General features: G+C 69.5%; 18 protein-coding genes, 1 tRNA gene and 2 pseudogenes. 8 read left to right on the top strand and 13 right to left on the bottom strand.

Features of this window, described 5'->3' with window-relative positions:
- The first annotated feature begins 151 nt into the window (after window positions 1-151).
- The 6 genes from pdhA to ACFPN1_RS15220 all read left to right on the top strand — a co-directional run bounded on the left by pdhA (window position 152) and on the right by ACFPN1_RS15220 (window position 4,941).
- Complete coding sequence (gene pdhA / locus ACFPN1_RS15245; RefSeq protein WP_386756043.1) at window positions 152-1,225, top strand: pyruvate dehydrogenase (acetyl-transferring) E1 component subunit alpha; 1,074 nt, start codon at window positions 152-154, stop codon at window positions 1,223-1,225.
- Window positions 1,226-1,239: 14 nt separating this feature from the next.
- Complete coding sequence (locus tag ACFPN1_RS15240; protein WP_386756110.1) at window positions 1,240-2,250, top strand: alpha-ketoacid dehydrogenase subunit beta; 1,011 nt, start codon at window positions 1,240-1,242, stop codon at window positions 2,248-2,250.
- Window positions 2,251-2,253: 3 nt separating this feature from the next.
- A complete protein-coding gene (locus ACFPN1_RS15235) occupies window positions 2,254-2,619 on the top strand; it encodes a cupin domain-containing protein (RefSeq protein ID WP_386756041.1) in 366 nt (121 codons plus the stop codon).
- On the top strand, window positions 2,610-2,957 hold the full coding sequence (locus ACFPN1_RS15230) for an SH3 domain-containing protein (protein WP_386756040.1): 348 nt from the start codon (window positions 2,610-2,612) through the stop codon (window positions 2,955-2,957). The genes ACFPN1_RS15235 and ACFPN1_RS15230 overlap by 10 nt, the downstream gene beginning before the upstream one ends.
- Window positions 2,958-3,045: 88 nt before the next feature.
- Window positions 3,046-4,374, top strand: coding sequence for a dihydrolipoamide acetyltransferase family protein (locus ACFPN1_RS15225; RefSeq protein WP_386756039.1), 1,329 nt, complete (start codon window positions 3,046-3,048; stop codon window positions 4,372-4,374).
- A gap of 180 nt (window positions 4,375-4,554) precedes the next feature.
- A complete protein-coding gene (locus tag ACFPN1_RS15220; protein ID WP_386756038.1) occupies window positions 4,555-4,941 on the top strand; it encodes a VOC family protein in 387 nt (128 codons plus the stop codon).
- Between the two features lie 30 nt (window positions 4,942-4,971).
- Here the strand turns inward: ACFPN1_RS15220 and ACFPN1_RS15215 are convergent, their stop codons facing one another.
- On the bottom strand, window positions 4,972-6,084 hold the full coding sequence (locus ACFPN1_RS15215; RefSeq protein ID WP_386756037.1) for a GGDEF domain-containing protein: 1,113 nt from the start codon (window positions 6,082-6,084) through the stop codon (window positions 4,972-4,974).
- A gap of 132 nt (window positions 6,085-6,216) precedes the next feature.
- Window positions 6,217-7,461, bottom strand: a pseudogene (locus ACFPN1_RS15210) (tryptophan--tRNA ligase); the annotation flags it as partial.
- 130 nt (window positions 7,462-7,591) lie between these two features.
- On the opposite strand from ACFPN1_RS15210, the gene ACFPN1_RS15205 reads away from it, so the two are divergent.
- The gene (locus tag ACFPN1_RS15205) at window positions 7,592-8,386 is read left to right on the top strand and encodes a hypothetical protein (RefSeq protein WP_386756036.1); all 795 of its coding nucleotides are present in this window, start codon (window positions 7,592-7,594) and stop codon (window positions 8,384-8,386) included.
- Between the two features lie 61 nt (window positions 8,387-8,447).
- Here the strand turns inward: ACFPN1_RS15205 and ACFPN1_RS15200 are convergent, their stop codons facing one another.
- The 8 genes from ACFPN1_RS15200 to birA form a co-directional block, all read right to left on the bottom strand.
- Window positions 8,448-8,648: a CsbD family protein gene (locus tag ACFPN1_RS15200; RefSeq protein ID WP_386756035.1), complete on the bottom strand. Its 201-nt coding sequence runs from the start codon at window positions 8,646-8,648 to the stop codon at window positions 8,448-8,450.
- Window positions 8,649-8,829: 181 nt separating this feature from the next.
- Window positions 8,830-8,982: an entericidin A/B family lipoprotein gene (locus ACFPN1_RS15195; protein WP_386756034.1), complete on the bottom strand. Its 153-nt coding sequence runs from the start codon at window positions 8,980-8,982 to the stop codon at window positions 8,830-8,832.
- Window positions 8,983-9,189: 207 nt separating this feature from the next.
- The gene (locus ACFPN1_RS15190; RefSeq protein WP_386756033.1) at window positions 9,190-9,324 is read right to left on the bottom strand and encodes an entericidin A/B family lipoprotein; all 135 of its coding nucleotides are present in this window, start codon (window positions 9,322-9,324) and stop codon (window positions 9,190-9,192) included.
- A gap of 124 nt (window positions 9,325-9,448) precedes the next feature.
- Window positions 9,449-10,372: an arginase gene (gene rocF, locus ACFPN1_RS15185; protein ID WP_386756032.1), complete on the bottom strand. Its 924-nt coding sequence runs from the start codon at window positions 10,370-10,372 to the stop codon at window positions 9,449-9,451.
- A gap of 233 nt (window positions 10,373-10,605) precedes the next feature.
- Window positions 10,606-10,681: transfer RNA gene (locus ACFPN1_RS15180), tRNA-Thr, on the bottom strand.
- Window positions 10,682-10,733: 52 nt separating this feature from the next.
- Complete coding sequence (locus ACFPN1_RS15175; RefSeq protein ID WP_386756031.1) at window positions 10,734-11,432, bottom strand: SPOR domain-containing protein; 699 nt, start codon at window positions 11,430-11,432, stop codon at window positions 10,734-10,736.
- 23 nt (window positions 11,433-11,455) lie between these two features.
- Complete coding sequence (locus ACFPN1_RS15170) at window positions 11,456-12,193, bottom strand: type III pantothenate kinase (protein WP_386756030.1); 738 nt, start codon at window positions 12,191-12,193, stop codon at window positions 11,456-11,458.
- Complete coding sequence (birA, locus tag ACFPN1_RS15165) at window positions 12,190-13,194, bottom strand: bifunctional biotin--[acetyl-CoA-carboxylase] ligase/biotin operon repressor BirA (protein ID WP_386756029.1); 1,005 nt, start codon at window positions 13,192-13,194, stop codon at window positions 12,190-12,192. Before birA ends, ACFPN1_RS15170 begins: the two co-directional genes overlap by 4 nt.
- Before the next feature lie 364 nt (window positions 13,195-13,558).
- Here birA and ACFPN1_RS15160 point away from each other — a divergent pair.
- Window positions 13,559-14,340, top strand: a pseudogene (locus ACFPN1_RS15160) (M90 family metallopeptidase).
- Between the two features lie 21 nt (window positions 14,341-14,361).
- Here the strand turns inward: ACFPN1_RS15160 and ACFPN1_RS15155 are convergent.
- From ACFPN1_RS15155 to ACFPN1_RS15145, 3 genes are all read right to left on the bottom strand, one after another.
- Window positions 14,362-15,732, bottom strand: a complete 1,371-nt coding sequence (locus ACFPN1_RS15155) for an ATP-binding protein (RefSeq protein WP_386756109.1) — start codon at window positions 15,730-15,732, stop codon at window positions 14,362-14,364.
- Window positions 15,733-15,974: 242 nt separating this feature from the next.
- The gene (locus ACFPN1_RS15150) at window positions 15,975-16,658 is read right to left on the bottom strand and encodes a response regulator transcription factor (RefSeq protein WP_386756028.1); all 684 of its coding nucleotides are present in this window, start codon (window positions 16,656-16,658) and stop codon (window positions 15,975-15,977) included.
- 148 nt (window positions 16,659-16,806) lie between these two features.
- Window positions 16,807-17,211 (bottom strand): PepSY domain-containing protein, encoded by a 405-nt coding sequence (locus ACFPN1_RS15145; RefSeq protein WP_386756027.1) that lies wholly within the window; start codon window positions 17,209-17,211, stop codon window positions 16,807-16,809.
- Window positions 17,212-17,235 lie beyond the last annotated feature (24 nt).

Raw genomic sequence — 17,235 nt, 5'->3', positions numbered from 1 at the left:
GCAAGTGCGGAAAGCGCGGCTCCGGCCGCGCTTTTCGTTTCCGCACGCTGTGTTGCGGACATGCGGCCCCGTCTTGCCGCATTGCGCAACGGTCTGTTTACGCGCGGCGGGTATCATCGGCCGGCTAAAACAACGTGAGCCGGACCGCGAGATGACGATCGCCGCCACCTACCAGATCGAATACCTGCAATACCTCGGCCCCGACGGCAAGCTCGTCGGCGACCTGCCGCCCGCCTTCAGCGACCCCAAGGCACTGCTGCCGCTGTTCAAGCAGATGCTGTTCGTGCGCGTGTTCGACACCAAGGCGATCGCGCTGCAGCGCACCGGCAAGCTCGGCACCTACGCCTCGTGCCTGGGCCACGAGGCCACGCACGTCGGCATCGGCGCGTCCACGCGCCCGGAAGACGTGTTCGCGCCGAGTTACCGCGAGTACGGCGCGCAGTTCATGCGCGGCGTGAAGCCGCGCGAAGTGCTGCTGTACTGGGGCGGCGACGAGCGCGGCAACGACTTCTCCGGTCCGAAGCACGACTATCCGTGGTGCGTGCCGATTTCCACGCAGTGCCTGATGGCGGCCGGTGCGGCGCTGTCGTTCAAGCTGCGCAAGCAGGACCGCATCGCCGTGGCGTGCTGCGGCGACGGCGGCTCCTCCAAGACCGATTTCTACGCCGCACTGAACTCCGCCGGCGCCTACACCGCACCGCTGGTGCTGTGCGTGGTCAACAACGGCTGGGCGATCTCGGTGCCGCGTTCGGCGCAGACCGGCGCGCAGACGCTGGCGCAGAAGGGTCTGGCCGGCGGCCTGCACTGTCTGCAGGTCGACGGCAACGATCTGTTCGCCGTGCTCGAAGGCATGCGTCGCGCCACCGAACGCGCGCGCAAGGGCGAAGGCGGCAGCGTGATCGAATTCCTCACCTACCGCCTGCACGACCACACCACCGCAGACGATGCACGCCGCTATCGCGCCGACGAGGAAGTGAAGGCCGCCTGGGCGCGCGATCCGATCCCGCGCCTGCGCACCTTCCTCACCGCGCAGGGCCTGTGGAGCGAAGACGAGGAAAAGGCCTGGGCCGACGACTGCGGCAAGCGCGTCGACGAGGAAATCAACGCCTACCTCAACACGCCCGTGCAGCCGGTCGAGGCGATGTTCGACTACCTCTACGCCGATCCGCCGCCGGACCTGCTGGAACAACGCGCGGCTGCGCTCGCGCTGGAGGGCCGCTCGTGAACAAGGCCGACACCATGCCCAAGATCGACAACGCCGCCGCCACGTCCACGCCCATCACGCTGATCGAAGCGATCACCCAGGCGCTGGCGTACGAAATGCGCAACGACGACACCGTCGTCGTGCTCGGCGAGGACGTCGGCGTCAATGGCGGCGTGTTCCGCGCCACCGCCGGCCTGCAGCAGACGTTCGGCTCCGAACGCGTGCTCGACACGCCGCTGGACGAGACCACCATCGCCGGCCTCACCGTCGGCATGGCCTCGCAGGGCATGAAGCCCGTCGCCGAAGCGCAGTTCGACGGTTTCATGTATCCGATGGTCGACTTCATCGTCTGCCACGCGGCACGCATGCGCTACCGCACGCGTGGCCGCCTCCACTGCCCGATGGTGCTGCGCGTGCCGTGGGGCGGCGGCATCCGCGCGCCGGAACACCACAGCGAGGCGAACGAAGCGATCTTCACCAACGTCCCCGGCCTGCGCGTGGTGATGCCGTCCTCGCCGGCGCGCGCCTACGGCATGCTGCTCGCGGCGATCCGCGATCCGGATCCGGTGATCTTCTTCGAACCCAAGCGCATCTACCGCCAGTACAAGGAGCTCGTGCCCGACGACGGCGAGGCGCTGCCGCTGGACGTGTGCTACGTGCTGCGTGACGGCACCGACGTGACGCTGGTGACCTGGGGTGCGCAGGTGAAGGAAACGCTCGAAGCCGCCGAGAAACTCGCGGCCGAAGGCATCAGCGCCGAAGTCATCGACGTCGCGACGCTGCGCCCGCTCGACTTCGCCACGATTGCCGAATCGGTCAGCCGCACCGGCCGCTGCGTGATCGTGCACGAGGCCCCCAAGACCGCGGGCTTCGGCGCCGAAATCGCCGCGCGCCTGGCCGAGGAATCGATGTTCGACCTGCTCGCGCCGGTCGAACGCGTCACCGGTTACGACACGCACATCCCGCTGTTCCGGCTGGAGATGAAGTACCTGCCGAGCGTGGATCGCATCGTGACGGCGGCCAAGCGCACGCTGGCGGCGGGCTGAGCCATGGCACCCTCGGCGATCAACTTCGCGGACAAGCTCGGCCGTTTCGCCGAGCACTGGTCGCCGCGGGTGGTCGCCGAGATGAACGACTACCAGTTCAAGCTGGTGAAGATCCAGGGCGAATTCGTCTGGCACTCGCACGCCGATACCGACGAGACCTTCATCGTGCTCGCCGGCACGCTGCGCATGGGCTTCCGCGATCGCGAAGTCGTATTGAACAGCGGCGAGATGATCGTCGTGCCGCGCGGCGTCGAGCATTGCCCGCGCGCCGATGCCGAGTGCCACGTGCTGCTGGTGGAACCGCGCGGCGTGGTCAATACCGGCGACGCCGGCGGCGCGCTGACCGCCAGGAACGACGTATGGGTCTGAGGCGCGCGCGCGTGTTCCGCGACTACCGCACGCAGTACACGCGACCGATCCACTTCGCGCAGGGCGACATCGTCGCGCTGGGCGAGCACGACACCCAATGGCCCGCCTTCGCCTGGACGACCACGGCCGATGGCAACGCCGGCTGGGCACCGCATGCCTGGCTCAGGCCGCTGGGGGATGGCCGCGCCGAAGCCCTGCGCGATTATTCCGCTCAGGAACTGGACGCGGACGCCGGCGAAGTGCTGACCTTGCATGCCGAACTCGGCGGCTGGTGGTGGGCGGAGGACGCCGACGGCCACTGCGGCTGGGTACCGGGCGAACACCTGCATCCGCTCTGACCGATCCGCCCGCACCCAGCGAACGATCCACGCGAACCAACCACACGCACCACGAAACCGCGACCCGAACAGGACAAGAGACATCCCGATGAGCAACAAGACCTTCCTGCTTCCCGACCTCGGCGAAGGCCTCCCGGACGCGACCATCGTCGAGTGGTACGTGAAGGTGGGCGACACCATCCGCCTCGACGACAACCTGGTGTCGATGGAAACCGCGAAAGCGGTGGTCGACGTGCCCTCGCCCGTGTCGGGCAAGGTGCTCAAGCTCGCCGGCGGCCCGGGCGACGTGATCGTCACCGGCAAGATGCTGGCCGAGTTCGAGATCGACCCGAACCTGCCGCAACGCGCGGAGGGCCAGGACACGGGTCACCACCACGGCGGCCACGAAGCCGCGACACCGGCGAAGGCGCCGGAACCGGAAACGAAGACCGAAACCGTGCGCGAAGACAGCGGCACCGTGGTCGGCGCGATGCAGAGTTCCGATGCGGTCCGCACGGAAGCCGCGGTCGCGGTGGGCGGCGTCAAGGCGATGCCGGCGGTGCGCGCGCAGGCGCGCAAGCTCGGCGTCGACATCACTCGCGTGCGTCCGACCGGTGCCGATGGCGTGGTGACGATGGACGACGTGAAGCGCGCCGCCGCCGACGGTTCGGCGAAGATCGGCGCTGCAACGCCGGTTGCGCGCGCCGCAGCGCCCGCGCCTGCTGCGGCGCCCGCGGCTCGCAGCACGCTCTCGCAATCGGGCAAGCCGATGCGCACGCAGCCGCCGGGCGTCACCGCCACCGGCCAGCCCGAGCAGCTCAAGGGCGTACGCCGCAACATGGCGCGGGTGATGGCCGATGCGCACAGCAAGGTCGTGCCGACCACCCTGGTCGACGACGCCGACCTGCATGCGTGGATCGGCAAGCAGGACATCACCGCGCGTCTGGTGCGCGCGATCGTCACCGCCTGCAAGACGGTGCCGGCGCTCAACGCCTGGTTCGACGGCGACAACCTCACCCGCACCCTGCATCCGCACGTCGATGTCGGCATCGCGGTGGACACCGACGACGGTCTGTTCGTGCCCGCGCTGCGCAACGCCGACATGCTCGACGGGGCCGGCGTGCGCACGGCGATCCAGCGCCTGCGCGCACAGGTCGAGGACCGCAGCATTCCGCCCGGCGAGCTGAGCGGCTACACGATTTCGCTGTCGAACTTCGGCATGTTCGCCGGTCGCTACGCGACGCCGGTGGTGGTACCACCGTGCGTTGCCATCGTCGGCGCCGGCAAGCTCTCGCACGACGTGGTCGCGGTGATCGGCGGCATCGAAGTGCACCGCCGCATGCCGATCTCGCTGACCTTCGACCACCGCGCCTGCACCGGCGGCGAGGCGGCGCGCTTCCTCAAGGCGCTGCTGGACGACATGTCACTGCCGAACTGAGTCTTTCCCCTCCCCTTTGCGCGCAGCGCAAGGGGGAGGCTGGGAGGGGGTGCTCTTGATTTGCCCTGCTTCCCTGAAGGTCAATCGTTGCAGCAAAAGCCCCTCGCGCCTGCGGCGCTTCGTACCCCTCCCCAACCCTCCCCTTCGCTACGCGAAAGCGAGGGGGAAAAGGAGACTGCCATGGCCCATCGCAGCCGCCTTGCCGGCTTCATCATCGACTGCAACACCGGCGACCTCGACGCCGCCGCGGATTTCTGGAGCCAGGCGCTCGGCATGAGCGTCGCCGACCGCAACGCCGGCGACGACACCGCGCAGTACCAGCAGTTCGGCGATACGCCCGGCGACCTGCACATCGAGGTGCAGAAGGTCGAGCATCCCTCGCGCGTGCACCTGGACATCGAAGCCGACGACGTCGATGCCGAAGCCGCGCGCCTGGAGGCGTTGGGCGCGAAGAAGATCGCGTTCGTGAAGCGCTGGTGGGTGATGGAAGCACCCACGGGCCACCGCTTCTGCGTGGTGCGGATGAAGCATCCCGAGCAGGGCGAACCGCCGAACGAGTGGCCCTGAAACCGCGTCGCCCGCGCCGGCGCGCTGCGTTCAACCCAGGCCGATGCCGTCGAACTGCTGCGTGTCGTCGACCACGACGCGATCGCGACCATCCGCCTTCGCGCGATACAGCGCCTGATCGGCGCGATCGAAGGTCTGTTCCGGGCGATCGCGCATCGGATCGCCGGCCGCGATGCCGATCGACACGGTGATGGCGAACGGCAGCGGCGCGCGCGCCACGCGCTCGCGGATGCGGTAGGCCACTTCCGCTGCGCCATCCAATGCCGTGCCGGGCAGGTACACGAGGATTTCCTCGCCGCCGAAGCGCACGGCGATGTCGCTCTTGCGAATCGACGCCGTGACCGCATCCGCCACCGCGCGGAGCGCATTGTCGCCTGCCAGGTGCCCGTGCAGGTCGTTGACCAGCTTGAAGTGGTCGATGTCGAGCAGCAGCAGCGTGTACGGCATCCGCTCCGACGGATCGCGCCGGCGGGTTTCGGCCAGCATCTCCTCCATCGCCGCGCGGTTGAGCAGGCCGGTGAGCGGATCGCGGCTCGCGCTCTGCATCAGTTCCTCGTGGCGACGCTGCAGTTCCGCGCGCGCCTGTTCGGCCGTGCGCGCCGCGGCCTCGCGCGCGCTCAGCAACTGGCCCTGTTCGAGCATCAGCCGGCGCAATTCGAGCAGGTGCTGCGTCTGCCGCGCGAGCAGTTCCAGGCTTTCGATCTGCGCGGGCGCGAGATGACGCGGTTCGACATCGGCGACGCTCAGGGTACCCAGCGGATAGCCGTCCGGACTCAGCAGCGGCACGCCGGCATAGAAGCGCGGCGGCCGGCCGCCGAGGCGGCGTCGCTTGGCGGCGGGAAGCGGGTCGATGTCGAGATCGTCGATGACCAGGGTGCGATGCGGCTGATCGATGGCATGGCTGCATAGCGACAGGTCGCGGGAAACCTGCGACTGGTCGACGCCGATCTGCGCCTTGAACCAGACGCGGTCGCGATCGATCAGCGAAATGGACGCCGCGCAGACGCCGCACAGCGTCACGGCGAGGCGGACGATGTCGTCGAAGGCCTGCTCGGGGCCGCTGTCGACGATGGCGTAGGCATCCAGGGCCGCCTGGCGAGCGGCCTCGCTGTCGTTCGTCTGCGCCGGCACCCGTGCGGACATGGCGCACGATTGCGCCGCGACCCCGCGCCAGTCAAGTCGAACGACGGGGTGGCTTCACGCTTCTTCGAGCAGTTGCGCCAGCGCATCGACCACGTCGGCCAATTCGGCCGCGTCGTGCAGATGTCCGACCAGGTCCTCGCCCAGCTGCAGGGCATCGGCCTCGCCCCGCCGCAGCACGCGGCCGCCTTCGCGCTTGAGCCGGGCGATCAGCTGGCCGGCGTCCCGGGGCGAAGCGAACCCGACGCTCTGCAGCAGCACGCGCTCGCCATCGACGAACTTGAAGTAGAAGCGGCCATCGGCCTCGCGGTATTGCTTGAACGCCGGCAGCGCGGCCCTTTCCTTCTTCGCGCCGGCCGCCGCGGCACTGCTGGCGAGATTGCGCAGGCCAACGGCCTCGCGCAGGCGCGCCAGCAGCGGCGTCGCGTGCTGCGCGCGCAGGCGTGCGGCGCCGTCGCGCAGGATCGCCTCGATGTCGCCTGGCTTCGCCATCAGCGCCTCGTACTTCTCGCGCAGCGGCGCCACTTCGCCGTCGATGCGCTCGAACAGCTTCTGCTTCGCATCGCCCCAGCCGATGCCGTCGGCGAAGGCCTGGCGCATCGCCGCGGTTTCCTCCGCCGAAGCGAAGGCCTGGTACAGCTGGAACACGTTGGAGTTGTCCGCGTCCTTCGGCTCGCCGGGCGCGCGCGAGTCGGTGACGATGCCGGCGATCAGCTTCTTCAGCTGCTCGCGTGGCGCGAACAGCGGAATGGTGTTGTCGTAGCTCTTGCTCATCTTGCGGCCATCGAGGCCGGGCAGCGTCGCGACGTGCTCCTCGATCGCCGCTTCCGGCAAGGTGAAATGCTCGCCGTACAGATGGTTGAAGCGCTGGCCGAAGTCGCGCGCCATTTCGATGTGCTGCACCTGGTCGCGGCCGACCGGCACCTTGTGCGCGTTGAACAGCAGGATGTCGGCGGCCATCAGCACCGGATACATGAAGAGGCCGGCGGTGATCGCGGCATCGTCGTCGACACCTTCGGCGCGGTTCCTGTCGACCGCGGCCTTGTAGGCATGTGCACGGTTGAGGATGCCCTTGCCGGCGACGCAGCTGAGGAACCAGGTGAGCTCGGGGATCTCCGGAATGTCGCTCTGGCGGTAGAACCACACCGACCGCGGATCGAGCCCGCACGCCAGCCACGCGGCCGCGATTTCCAGCGTCGAACGCTGCACGCGCGCCGGATCGGACACCTTGATCAGCGCGTGGTAGTCGGCGAGGAAGTAGTAGCTCTCCACCTGCGGATCGCGGCTGGCGGCGATCGCCGGGCGGATCGCGCCGACGTAGTTGCCCAGGTGCGGAGTGCCGGAAGTGGTGATGCCGGTAAGGACGCGGGTACGGGACATTGCGAGCGTGGTTCACGAAGCGGAGCGGCAGTTTAACCGCTGCCGCCCGCCCGACCGGCACGACGCCGGGCGCCAACCCCGTTCGCGGCGCGAAGGCGTTTGGCCGGCTACCTCACCGGGAGATCGCGCCATGTTCCGCCGCTTCGCCACCGCCTTCTGCGTCGCACTCGCCGCCTGTGCGCCGGCGCAGGCCCGCCCGCTCGTCGACATCGCCGTGGTCGACCGCGACCGCGGCGACTGGCTCGCCCCGCTGCATCATCGCGGCCTGGACTGGATCGAAGGCGAGCCCGGCCACCGCTACGCCGTACGTCTCACCAACACCACCGGCGGACGTGTGCTGGTGGTGTTGTCCATCGACGGCGTGAATGCCGTGACCGGCCAGACCGCGCATCCCGCGCAAGCCGGGTACGTGCTCGACCCCTGGGAAACCACGGAGATCAACGGCTGGCGCAAGTCGCTCGACGATGTCGCGCAGTTCGTGTTCACCGATCTGCCCGACAGCTACGCCGCGCGCACCGGGCGGCCGGACAACGTGGGCGTGATCGGCATCGCCGTGTTCGAGGAAGCGCGTCCGTTTCCGTATCGGCCCGGGCCGATCTGGCGCCGTCCGCCGCCGGTCGCACGCGAGGATTCAGGAGCAGCGAAATCCGCGGCACCGGCGACCGAACAACGCGCGATGGCCCGCGATGAAGCCGCCGCGCAACAGACGCTCGGCACCGGCCATGGCGAGCGCGAATGGTCGCCGGTCTCGCGCACCGGTTTCGTCCGCGCGACACGCGCGCCCGCGCAGGTCATCGAGTTGCGCTACGACGATTACCGCACGCTGGTGGCGCGCGGCGTGATGCCGCGGCACTGGCAACCCGACTGGCGCGACGACGACCCCGAGGCCTTCCCCGGCGGCTTCGTCGCCGATCCTCCGCGCTGAGCGGTACGGTTACGCAAACGGGCCGCGAAAGCGGCCCGTTCCCTGGAGATGAAGCGGTCGATCAATGCAGCGAGCGGGTGAAGTCCTCGACCTCGCGTTCGGCGCGTTCGCGATCCCAGCCATAGCGCTCCTGCAGCTTGCCAGCGAGATATTGCGAGTTGCCTTCGTTGACATCGAATACGTCGTCGGTCAGGTCGCCCCAACGCGCCTGGATCTGTCCCTTGAGCTGCGTCCACTTGCCCTGGATGACGTCATTGTTCATGCGTGTACTCCTCGTGGATGTTTTGCGCATCGGCAACGCGATGCCGCGCAAGCGTGCCGGCGAGCGTGTTGCCGATGCATCACGAAGGCGTTAGCGGACGGTTCCGAACGCACGAATGCGGGAACCCTGCGCCCACAAAAAAGGCCGGAAACCGGCCTTTTTTGCCCATTCACCCGGTGCGTCAGCAGTGGGCGTCCTTGCAGTCCTCGGCCTTGTCTTCGACCTTCTCGCCGACCTTCTGCACGTCCTTGCCCGCGCCCGCCATCGTGTTGCAGGCGGTGAGGAAGCCGGACGAGAACGCAACCAGCAGCAGCAGGGAAATCAGACGCTTCATACCTTCTCTCCTTCGTGTCGGGGACTCGACCTGACGGGATTCGGCGTTTGCCTCGTCCGCTCCCGCATCTAACGCGGGGCGGCATGAACTCGCCGTGCAGAGCGGCGAGCGCGATCAGTACGTGTTCAGCTTCCGGAAGCGGCCCGAACGGCGCCCCGAAAAGCAGAAAGGCCGGATCGCTCCGGCCTTTCTTCGTGACCCGCCGCTTCAGCGGCTGGCCTTGTCCTCGACCTTTTCACCGAGCTTCTTCACGTCCTTGCCCAGGCCTTCCATGGTGTTGCAGGCGGACAGGACGGTCATCGAGAACAGGGCCAGCAGGGCCACGGCGATCAGACGCTTCATTCGAATTTCTCCGGCAGTACAAAAGGGCTACGAAAGGGCGGCACGCCGCGCGGGCGCATGGTGTGACGGGCAGGTGAAGCGCGCAAGGCCCGGCGCGCTGCCGCGCCGGTTGCCGTTCAGCGCGTCAGTCGCGCATCAGCGTGGATTTGCCGAACAGGCTCTCCACCAGATCGACCGCGACTTCGGCAGTGCGGTTGCGCGTGTCCAGCACCGGATTGAGTTCCATGATGTCGAGCGAGGCCAGACGGCCGCTGTCGGCGATCATCTCCATCACCAGCTGCGCCTCGCGATAGCCGGGGCCGCCCGGCACCGTCGTGCCCACGCCCGGCGCGATCCCGGGGTCAAGGAAGTCGACGTCGAAGCTCACGTGCAGGTGCGTGTCATCGTCGAGGCCATCGAGTGCTTCCTCCATCGCGCGCTTCATGCCGACCTCGTCGATGTAGCGCATGTCGTAGACGTCCAGGCCGTGCTCCTTCACCAGCCGCTTCTCGCCTTCGTCGACCGAGCGGATGCCGATCTGGCGGATCACGTCGGGCGCGATCGCCGGCGCGGAGCCGCCCAGGTGGGTGAGTTCGCGCGGGCCCAGGCCGCACAGGCAGGCGACCGGCATGCCGTGGATGTTGCCGGACGGGGTGACGTCGCTGGTGTTGAAGTCGGCGTGCGCGTCGAGCCAGAGCACGCGCAGCTTCCTGCCGGTCTCGCGGCAATGCCGCGCCACCGCGGTGATGGAACCCAGGCCGAGGCAGTGGTCGCCACCGAGCAGGATGGGCATGCGGCCATTGCGCAGTTCGGCGAGCACCGCCTCCATCACCGCGCGGTTCCACGTCGCGACTTCGGGCAGGTGCCGGTAGCCGTCGCTCGGCGGCTGCCAGGGATTGCGCGGACCGTCGAGGTTGCCGCGATCGACGACGTCGATGCCGCGCGCGGCCAGCGCCTGGGGCAGCCCGGCGATGCGCAGCGCTTCGGGCCCCAGGCGCGCGCCGAGATGGCCGGCGCCGATATCGGTGGGAGCCCCGATCAGGGACACGGGGGGATAGCTTCGGCTCATGCACGCGGTCCATGTGGCGGCGGTCGGCGTCGCAGGGCCGAGCCGGCACCGTGAAATGAGGTGGGTCGATCCCGGAGCGGCGAATCCGGCGGCTTCCGGTTCCCTGCTTGCGAACGCGGGGAAGCCCATAGTCTAGCCGGGCAGGCATGGCGATGCCGGCGGACGGAAGCGCGGCGGGGCGAGCGGTCGCCGCAGGGGACCCACGGCTGTTGCGGAAACAATCCCGCCAAAACTGGTGCCGGCTGTCGGAATCGAACCGACGACCTACCGCTTACAAGGCGGTTGCTCTACCAACTGAGCTAAGCCGGCAACGCGGCGCGGGCCGCGGCGTCGCATTCTAGCGGGCGCGCCGTCCCCGCGGTCAGCGCTGTGCCGGGCAGTCGGCCTTGCGGAACTGCGCGGCGGCGATCAGCCCCTGCGCGCGGCGGGGATCGAAGGCAGCGTCGGCCACCACATCCAGCCAGGCCGGCGCAACGGCGGGCCCACCCACCGCCTCGGCCTGCGCGGCAAAACCCGCGGCATTGAGGGCGTCGGCGCGCTTCTTCGCCGCTTCCTCGCTGCGATACAGGCCCAGCGCGATCGAATTCGCTTCCGCGCCTTCGCGCACGACCAGCAAATCGCTGAAGCCGGCGGCGCCGATGCGGGTGGCGATCGCCTGCGCCTGCTCCAGCGAGGGCAGCGGCGGCAGGTACACCCGCCAGCCATTCGGTGCCGCCGGTGCCTGCGCGCGCACGCGCACCGAGCGCACCAGCGGCTTGAGTCGCGTCGCGGCCGCGTCGGCGCCGGACGCGAAGGGGCCGAAGCTGAAGCACTGCGGCGCGGCGTTCGCGACAGTGGCGACGCTTGCGGGCGGCGCGGCGGGCGTGGCTTCGTTCGAGGCCGTGCTCGCGACCGGCGCCGGACCACGCGCCGCCGCATGCTCGCTCACCAGTTGCAGCCGCGTGACGCCCGGTGGCAGCTGCGGCGCCGCCGGCGGAGGCGGCGGATCGTGGGCGATCCACCACGCGGCGGCGCCGAGGTTGAGCACGGAAAGCAGGACAATGAGCGCGCGGGCGAGCATGCGTCGATTCTAGGGGCAAGCTTCTACGCCATGGAATCGACAGCGGCCCAGATCGCCAGACCTTCGAGGACGAGCGCGTGCGCCTGTTGTGCACCCGGCAGGCGCGCGGTCAGTTCCTCCACGCCGCCACCGTGCAGGAGCAGTTGCGCGGGCCGTCCCAGTCGCTGCTGCGCGACCTCGCGGCTGGCCTGGATCAGCGCGAGCGCCGCGCCTTCGCAGCCCGACGCCAGTGCGTCCTCGGTATCCGCGGCGAAGTCGGTGTAGTCGCCGCCGCGTTCGGCAAGTTGTGGGGCGCGTGCGTGCAAGGCCTCACGCATCAGCGTGGGCGACGGCGCGATGCGTCCGCCGAGATGGCAGCCCGAGGCATCGATCAGGTCGATGGTGAGCGCCGTACCGACGCCGCACAGCAGCACCGCGTCGCCGGTCCGTGCGTGCGCAGCGAGCATGGCGAGGAAGCGGTCGACGCCGAGCTTGTGCGGTTGCGCGTAGGCGATGCGCAGCGCGCCGAACGCGGCCTGCGTGCGCGCCAGCGAGATGCGGCGCGCGCGTTGCGCCAGCGCCTGCAGCAGGGCGACGCGCAGTGCTTCGCCGGCGACGCTGGCGACGTGGGCGACCTCGATGCGCGCCGGCAGGGCCCGGTCCAGCACGTTGGCCAGGTCGCCTTCGCGGTGCGATAGCGCGATGACCTCGCCGATGCGTCCCTCGATCAGCGGCGCGCACTTGAGTCGCGTGTTGCCGAGGTCGAACAGCCAGGTGCTCATGCGCCGCCCGCCCGGCGGACGCTGATTTCGCCGGCGTGCACGCGTTGTTCGCTGCCGTCGTCGAGACGCAGGCGCAAGGCGCCGTCCTCGGCCACGCCCAGCGCCGTGCCGGACTGCGTCGCGGTCGCCGAATGCAGCACCACGGCTGCGCCCGCCAGCGCATCCAGCGCGGCATAGCGGGCCAGGAAAGGCGCGAGGCCTTCGGCGTCGAACAGGTCCAGCGCCGGCAACAGGTGGCTCAGCACCGCGGCAGCCACCGCATTGCGACCGGGTGACGACTGCGCACCCGCGCGTGCCAGTCCGTCCAGATCGCACCAGGGCTGGTCGATCTGCGCGGCCACCGCGGCGGGCATGCGCACGTTGAGCCCCAGGCCGATGACGGCGCGCGCGGGCCCGGCATGTTCGCCGGCCCCTTCGACCAGCAGCCCACCCAGCTTGTGCAACCCGTCTGGCCCCACCTGCACCACGTCGTTGGGCCACTTCAGCCCGACGGTCGCGAATCCCAACGCGCGCAGGGCCTCGACCGTGGCGACACCGGCGACCAGGCTGAGCCCGCCCAGCCGCGCCAGGCCGCCGGCAAACGTTCGCGCCACCGAGAAATACAAATGCGCGGCCAGCGGCGAGGCCCACACGCGGCCGCGGCGACCGCGACCGCCGGTCTGCCGTTCCGCGAACAGCAGCTCGGCCAGGTCGTCCGCGCGCGCGGGACGGCGCAGCAGCTCGCTGTTGGTGGAATCGATCGACCACTGCACGTCCAGGCTGCCGATGCGCGCCAGCACGGCCGCCGGCAAGGCGACGCGCATGGCGGCCGGATCGAGCAGGTCCAGCGGCTGGGTGAGCGCGTATCCCCGTCCCGGCTGGGCCGCGATACCGACACCGGCTTCGCGCAGGCCCTCGATCCGCTTCCACACCGCAGCGCGGGTCTGCCCCGCGGCCTTGGCGAGGGCATCGCCGGTGGCGGGGCCGCGGATCAGTTGTTCGAGCAGGGCGCGATCGTCCATGCCGCGATTATGCGGGCCGGCGTCGCCTGCTGCAGCGCACCACGAGCCGCCCGACGAATGCAACTCCGGCGGCTGGAGGAGTGCGATATAGTCCGCCGGTTCCCGCGATCCGGGAGAGGACTCCCATGCGCCGCACCGTCGTCTGCCTGCTCATCGCCCTCGCCAGTGCGGGCGTCGCCGCACGCGAAGCCAAGCTGAGCGACGCCGACGGCAGCTGCCCGACGCGGACCCAGACCGCCGCCACGCGCGCACCCGATCGCGATCCGGCATCGATGGCGCTGCCGGTGAAGAAGGCCAAGCCCGCCCCTGCGCCGGCTGCCAGCACCGGTGGCGGCGGCGACGACGTGCGCCTGCCCTCGCCGCGCTGGCACCGCTTCCTGCCGGGCATGTTCCGCTAACTTGCTGCGCTGGCTGCGCCTCGGGCGCTCTCCGCAACCGATCGAACCCGGACTCTGGCGCGACATCCGCGCGGCACTGCCGTGGGCGGGCGCCCTGGATTCGCCCCGCGAGGCGCGCCTCGCCCAGCTGGCCGCCCGCTTCCTGCACGAAAAGACCATCACGCCGATCGGCGACCTCGTGCTCGACGAACGCGATCGCGGCCTGCTCGCCGCGGCCTGCTGCCTGCCCCTGCTCGAATTCGGCGAGGCCAGCCTGCGCGGCTGGTCGCAACTGATCGTCTACCCTGACGCCTTCCGCGTGAATCGCACGCACGTCGATGCGGCCGGCGTGCTGCACGAGTGGGAGGACGAGCTCATCGGCGAAGCCTGGGAGATGGGCCCGCTGATCCTGTCGTGGGCGGACGTCCAGGCCGATTGCGAGGATCCGCGGGCCGGTTTCTGCGTGGCCGTGCATGAGATGGCGCACAAGATCGACGTGCTCGATGGCGAACTCGACGGCACACCGCCCCTGCCGGGGCCGTGGCAACGCGGCTGGGCGCGCGACTTCCAGGCGGCCTACGACGCCCTGGCGCAGGAAGTCGACGCGGGCCGCGACACCGCCATCGACGGTTATGCCGCCGAGGCGCCCGAGGAATTCTTCGCGGTCGCCAGCGAATACCACTTCAGCGACCCGCAACTGCTGCGCGCCGAAATGCCCAAGGTGGCCGCACACCTGGAACGGTTCTACGGCCCCTCGCCGTTCGCCTGAGCGGCGATCACGGGCCGCGCATCACAGGCCCGGCGGCAGCCGCGCCTCGAAGCGCGCGCCACCCAGCTCTTCCGACTGCCGTACGTCCAGCGTGCCGCGATAGCTGCGCATCAGGTCCTGCACGATCGCCAGGCCGATGCCGTGGCCCTGCACGCGCTCGTCGCCGCGCACGCCGCGCTGCAGGATCAGCGCGACCTTTTCGGGCGGAATGCCGGGGCCGTCGTCGTCGACCGCAACCAGCAATCCGGGCCGCCGGTTCGCGACCTGCTCGCCGGGCTGCACCGTCAGCAGCACGCGCGAGCGCGCCCACTTGAACGCGTTCTCCAGCAGGTTGCCCAGCAGTTCCTGCAGGTCGCCGGGTTCGCCGAAGAAGACCGCGCCCGGTGCGACGTCGAATTCGCACAGCACGCCCTTGCTGGCGTACACCTTCTCCAGGCCCTTCACGATCTGCTCGGCATGCGGCTCGATCGCGATCGGCGCGGCGAACAGCTGATGCCCCGAGCGCGCCGCGCGCGCGAGCTGGTACGACACCATGTCATTCATGCGCCGCAGCTGCACGTCGAGCTCGTCGCGCAGTTCCGCTTCCGTGCCCGGATGGTCCAGGCGCGCGCGCAGTACCGCCAGCGGCGTCTTCAGGCTGTGCGCGAGGTCGGCCAGCGTGTTGCGCTGGCGATCGAGGTTCTCGCGCTCGCTCTCGATGAAGGCGTTGATGCTTTCGGTCAGCGGCTCGAGCTCGCGCGGATGCCGCTCGCTCATGCGCGAAGCCACGCCGCGCTGCACGCGCTTGAGCTCGTTGATCACGTTGCGCAGCGGACGCAGGCTCCAGCGCAGCACGATCGACTGCAGCAGCAACAGGATCAGTCCGGCGCCGCCGAGGTAGCGCCACAGCGCTTCGCGGAACACCGCGACCTGCTGGCTCAGCGCCGTGGTGTCCTCGAGTGCGTAGATGGTGTACGGGAAGTCGCCGCTGGGCGTGCCGCCGGGCCACACCAGCCCGAGGCCGTAGCGGTAGACCTCGCCGCGCTCGCCGCCGATCTGCGTGATGGGCAGCGGGCCTTCGAACTTCTCCTCGTTGGGCGCCAGCATCCTGGCTTCGGGCAGGATCGGGCCTTGCGCCGAACGGGAATCCCAGTGCGCGGCGGGCAGCAGGATTTCCGCGTACAGGCCGCTGCCCGGCCGGTTGAAGTCGGGGCTGGGCGGGTTGTAGGGCTCGATGATGTCGCCGCTGCGCGAGAAATCCGTGTCGGCGGCGTACGCGAGCGCGTAGCTGCGCAGGCGCTCGCGGAAGTTGGTTTCCGCCGTCTCCCGGAATGCCCGGTCCAGCGCGTAGCCGGCGAGCGCCAGGAACGCGACCAGTCCGAGCGTCGCCGCAAGCAACTGGCGGAACTGGATCGACGAGAGATGCTGCCGGTTCATCGATCGCTACTGTCCGTGGGCCATGCGAACTGTTCGCCGGGCCAATGATGGCATGGGGGAAACGTCGGATTCACGGGTACGTCGCGGTTCCGGCCGCCGTGGAAGCAGTGTCGCTTGTCGGCATGGACGCGCAAGGAGCGCAACTCTCGCACGCACGGACTGCCTGAACCCGCTTCGCGCAACGCATGCGCCCGTGCAGGGCGCATGCGTCCGATCACTCAGTCGCCGCTGCGCGGAATGGCGAAGCGATAGCCGCGACCGCGTACCGTTTCGATCGGCTTGAGCGAACCGTCCGGATCGAGCTTCTTGCGCAGGCGCCCGATGAAGACTTCGAGCACGTTGGAATCGCGGTCGAAGTCCTGCTGGTAGATGTGCTCGGTGAGGTCGGCCTTCGAGACCAGTTCCCCGGCATGCATCATCAGGTACTCGAGCACCTTGTACTCGTAGCTGGTGAGATCAACGTTGGCGCCGTTGACGCTGACCGTCTGCGCGGCAAGATCGAGCGTGACCGGTCCGCATTCCAGCGACGGCTTGCTCCAGCCGGCGGCGCGGCGCACCAGCGCGTTGATGCGCGCCAGCAGTTCCTCGACATGGAACGGCTTGACCAGATAGTCGTCGGCGCCCTGCTTGAGGCCCTCGACCTTGTCCTGCCAGCTCGAGCGGGCGGTGAGGATGAGGACGGGAAACTTCTTGCCTTCCTCGCGCAGGGCCTTGATCAGGTCCATGCCGGACATCTTGGGCAGGCCAAGGTCGATGATGCCCAGGTCGAACGGCACCTCGCGGCCCATGTACAGGCCTTCCTCGCCGTCCTGGGCGGCATCGACCGCAAAGCCTTCGCGCTTGAGGCGGGCGGCCAAGGTCTCGCGCAGGGGGGCTTCGTCCTCGACCAGAAGAATGCGCATGGCGGACTCCTTCAGCAGTGCGGCCGTCATGGCCGGGTGCATTCAGGTTAGTCGTTCAGGTTGTCGCCGGGACGTGTACGGGGGACCGGACCCCCATCTGGATTCAGCTTCTTGAACGAAGCCCGAACCCGACGCCGTGCCGACCGACTCAATCGTCGTCGCGATCGCGCGGCCGCTGCTCGCGCTGCGGGCCCTGCCCCTGCGGATCGTCCATGTAGACCCGGACGCGCCCCTGGGAGTCCACCACCTTGACCCGGTTGACGTTGCGGCCGTCGAAGGGCACGCGTTCGGCGCTGAGGATCCGGCCGCCGGTGCGGCGCTCCACCCGGCGCACTGCGTCCGACAGGGCGCGGTGATCCTCGCCGCGGTCGTGTCGCTCGTCGCGCCGGGACTCGTCGCGCTGGGCACGCTCGAAACGATCTCCCGCATCGCGTCCGGCCCCGCTGCGGTCCAGCAGACCGCCCGGACCTTGCGCCATCGCCTGTCCCGCCGGCACCACGAGGGTGGCGGCCAGCAGCAGCAAGGGAGCGAGACGGGGAGCAGTACGGGGCATGGGCATGAAAGGGCAGCAGTGCCC

Source organism: Lysobacter yangpyeongensis, from assembly GCF_042655745.1.
In the GTDB taxonomy this organism is placed as follows: Bacteria; Pseudomonadota; Gammaproteobacteria; order Xanthomonadales; family Xanthomonadaceae; genus Agrilutibacter; species Agrilutibacter yangpyeongensis.
Note: the sequence above shows the minus strand (reverse complement) of the source record. Positions and strands in the feature narration are given on the sequence as shown.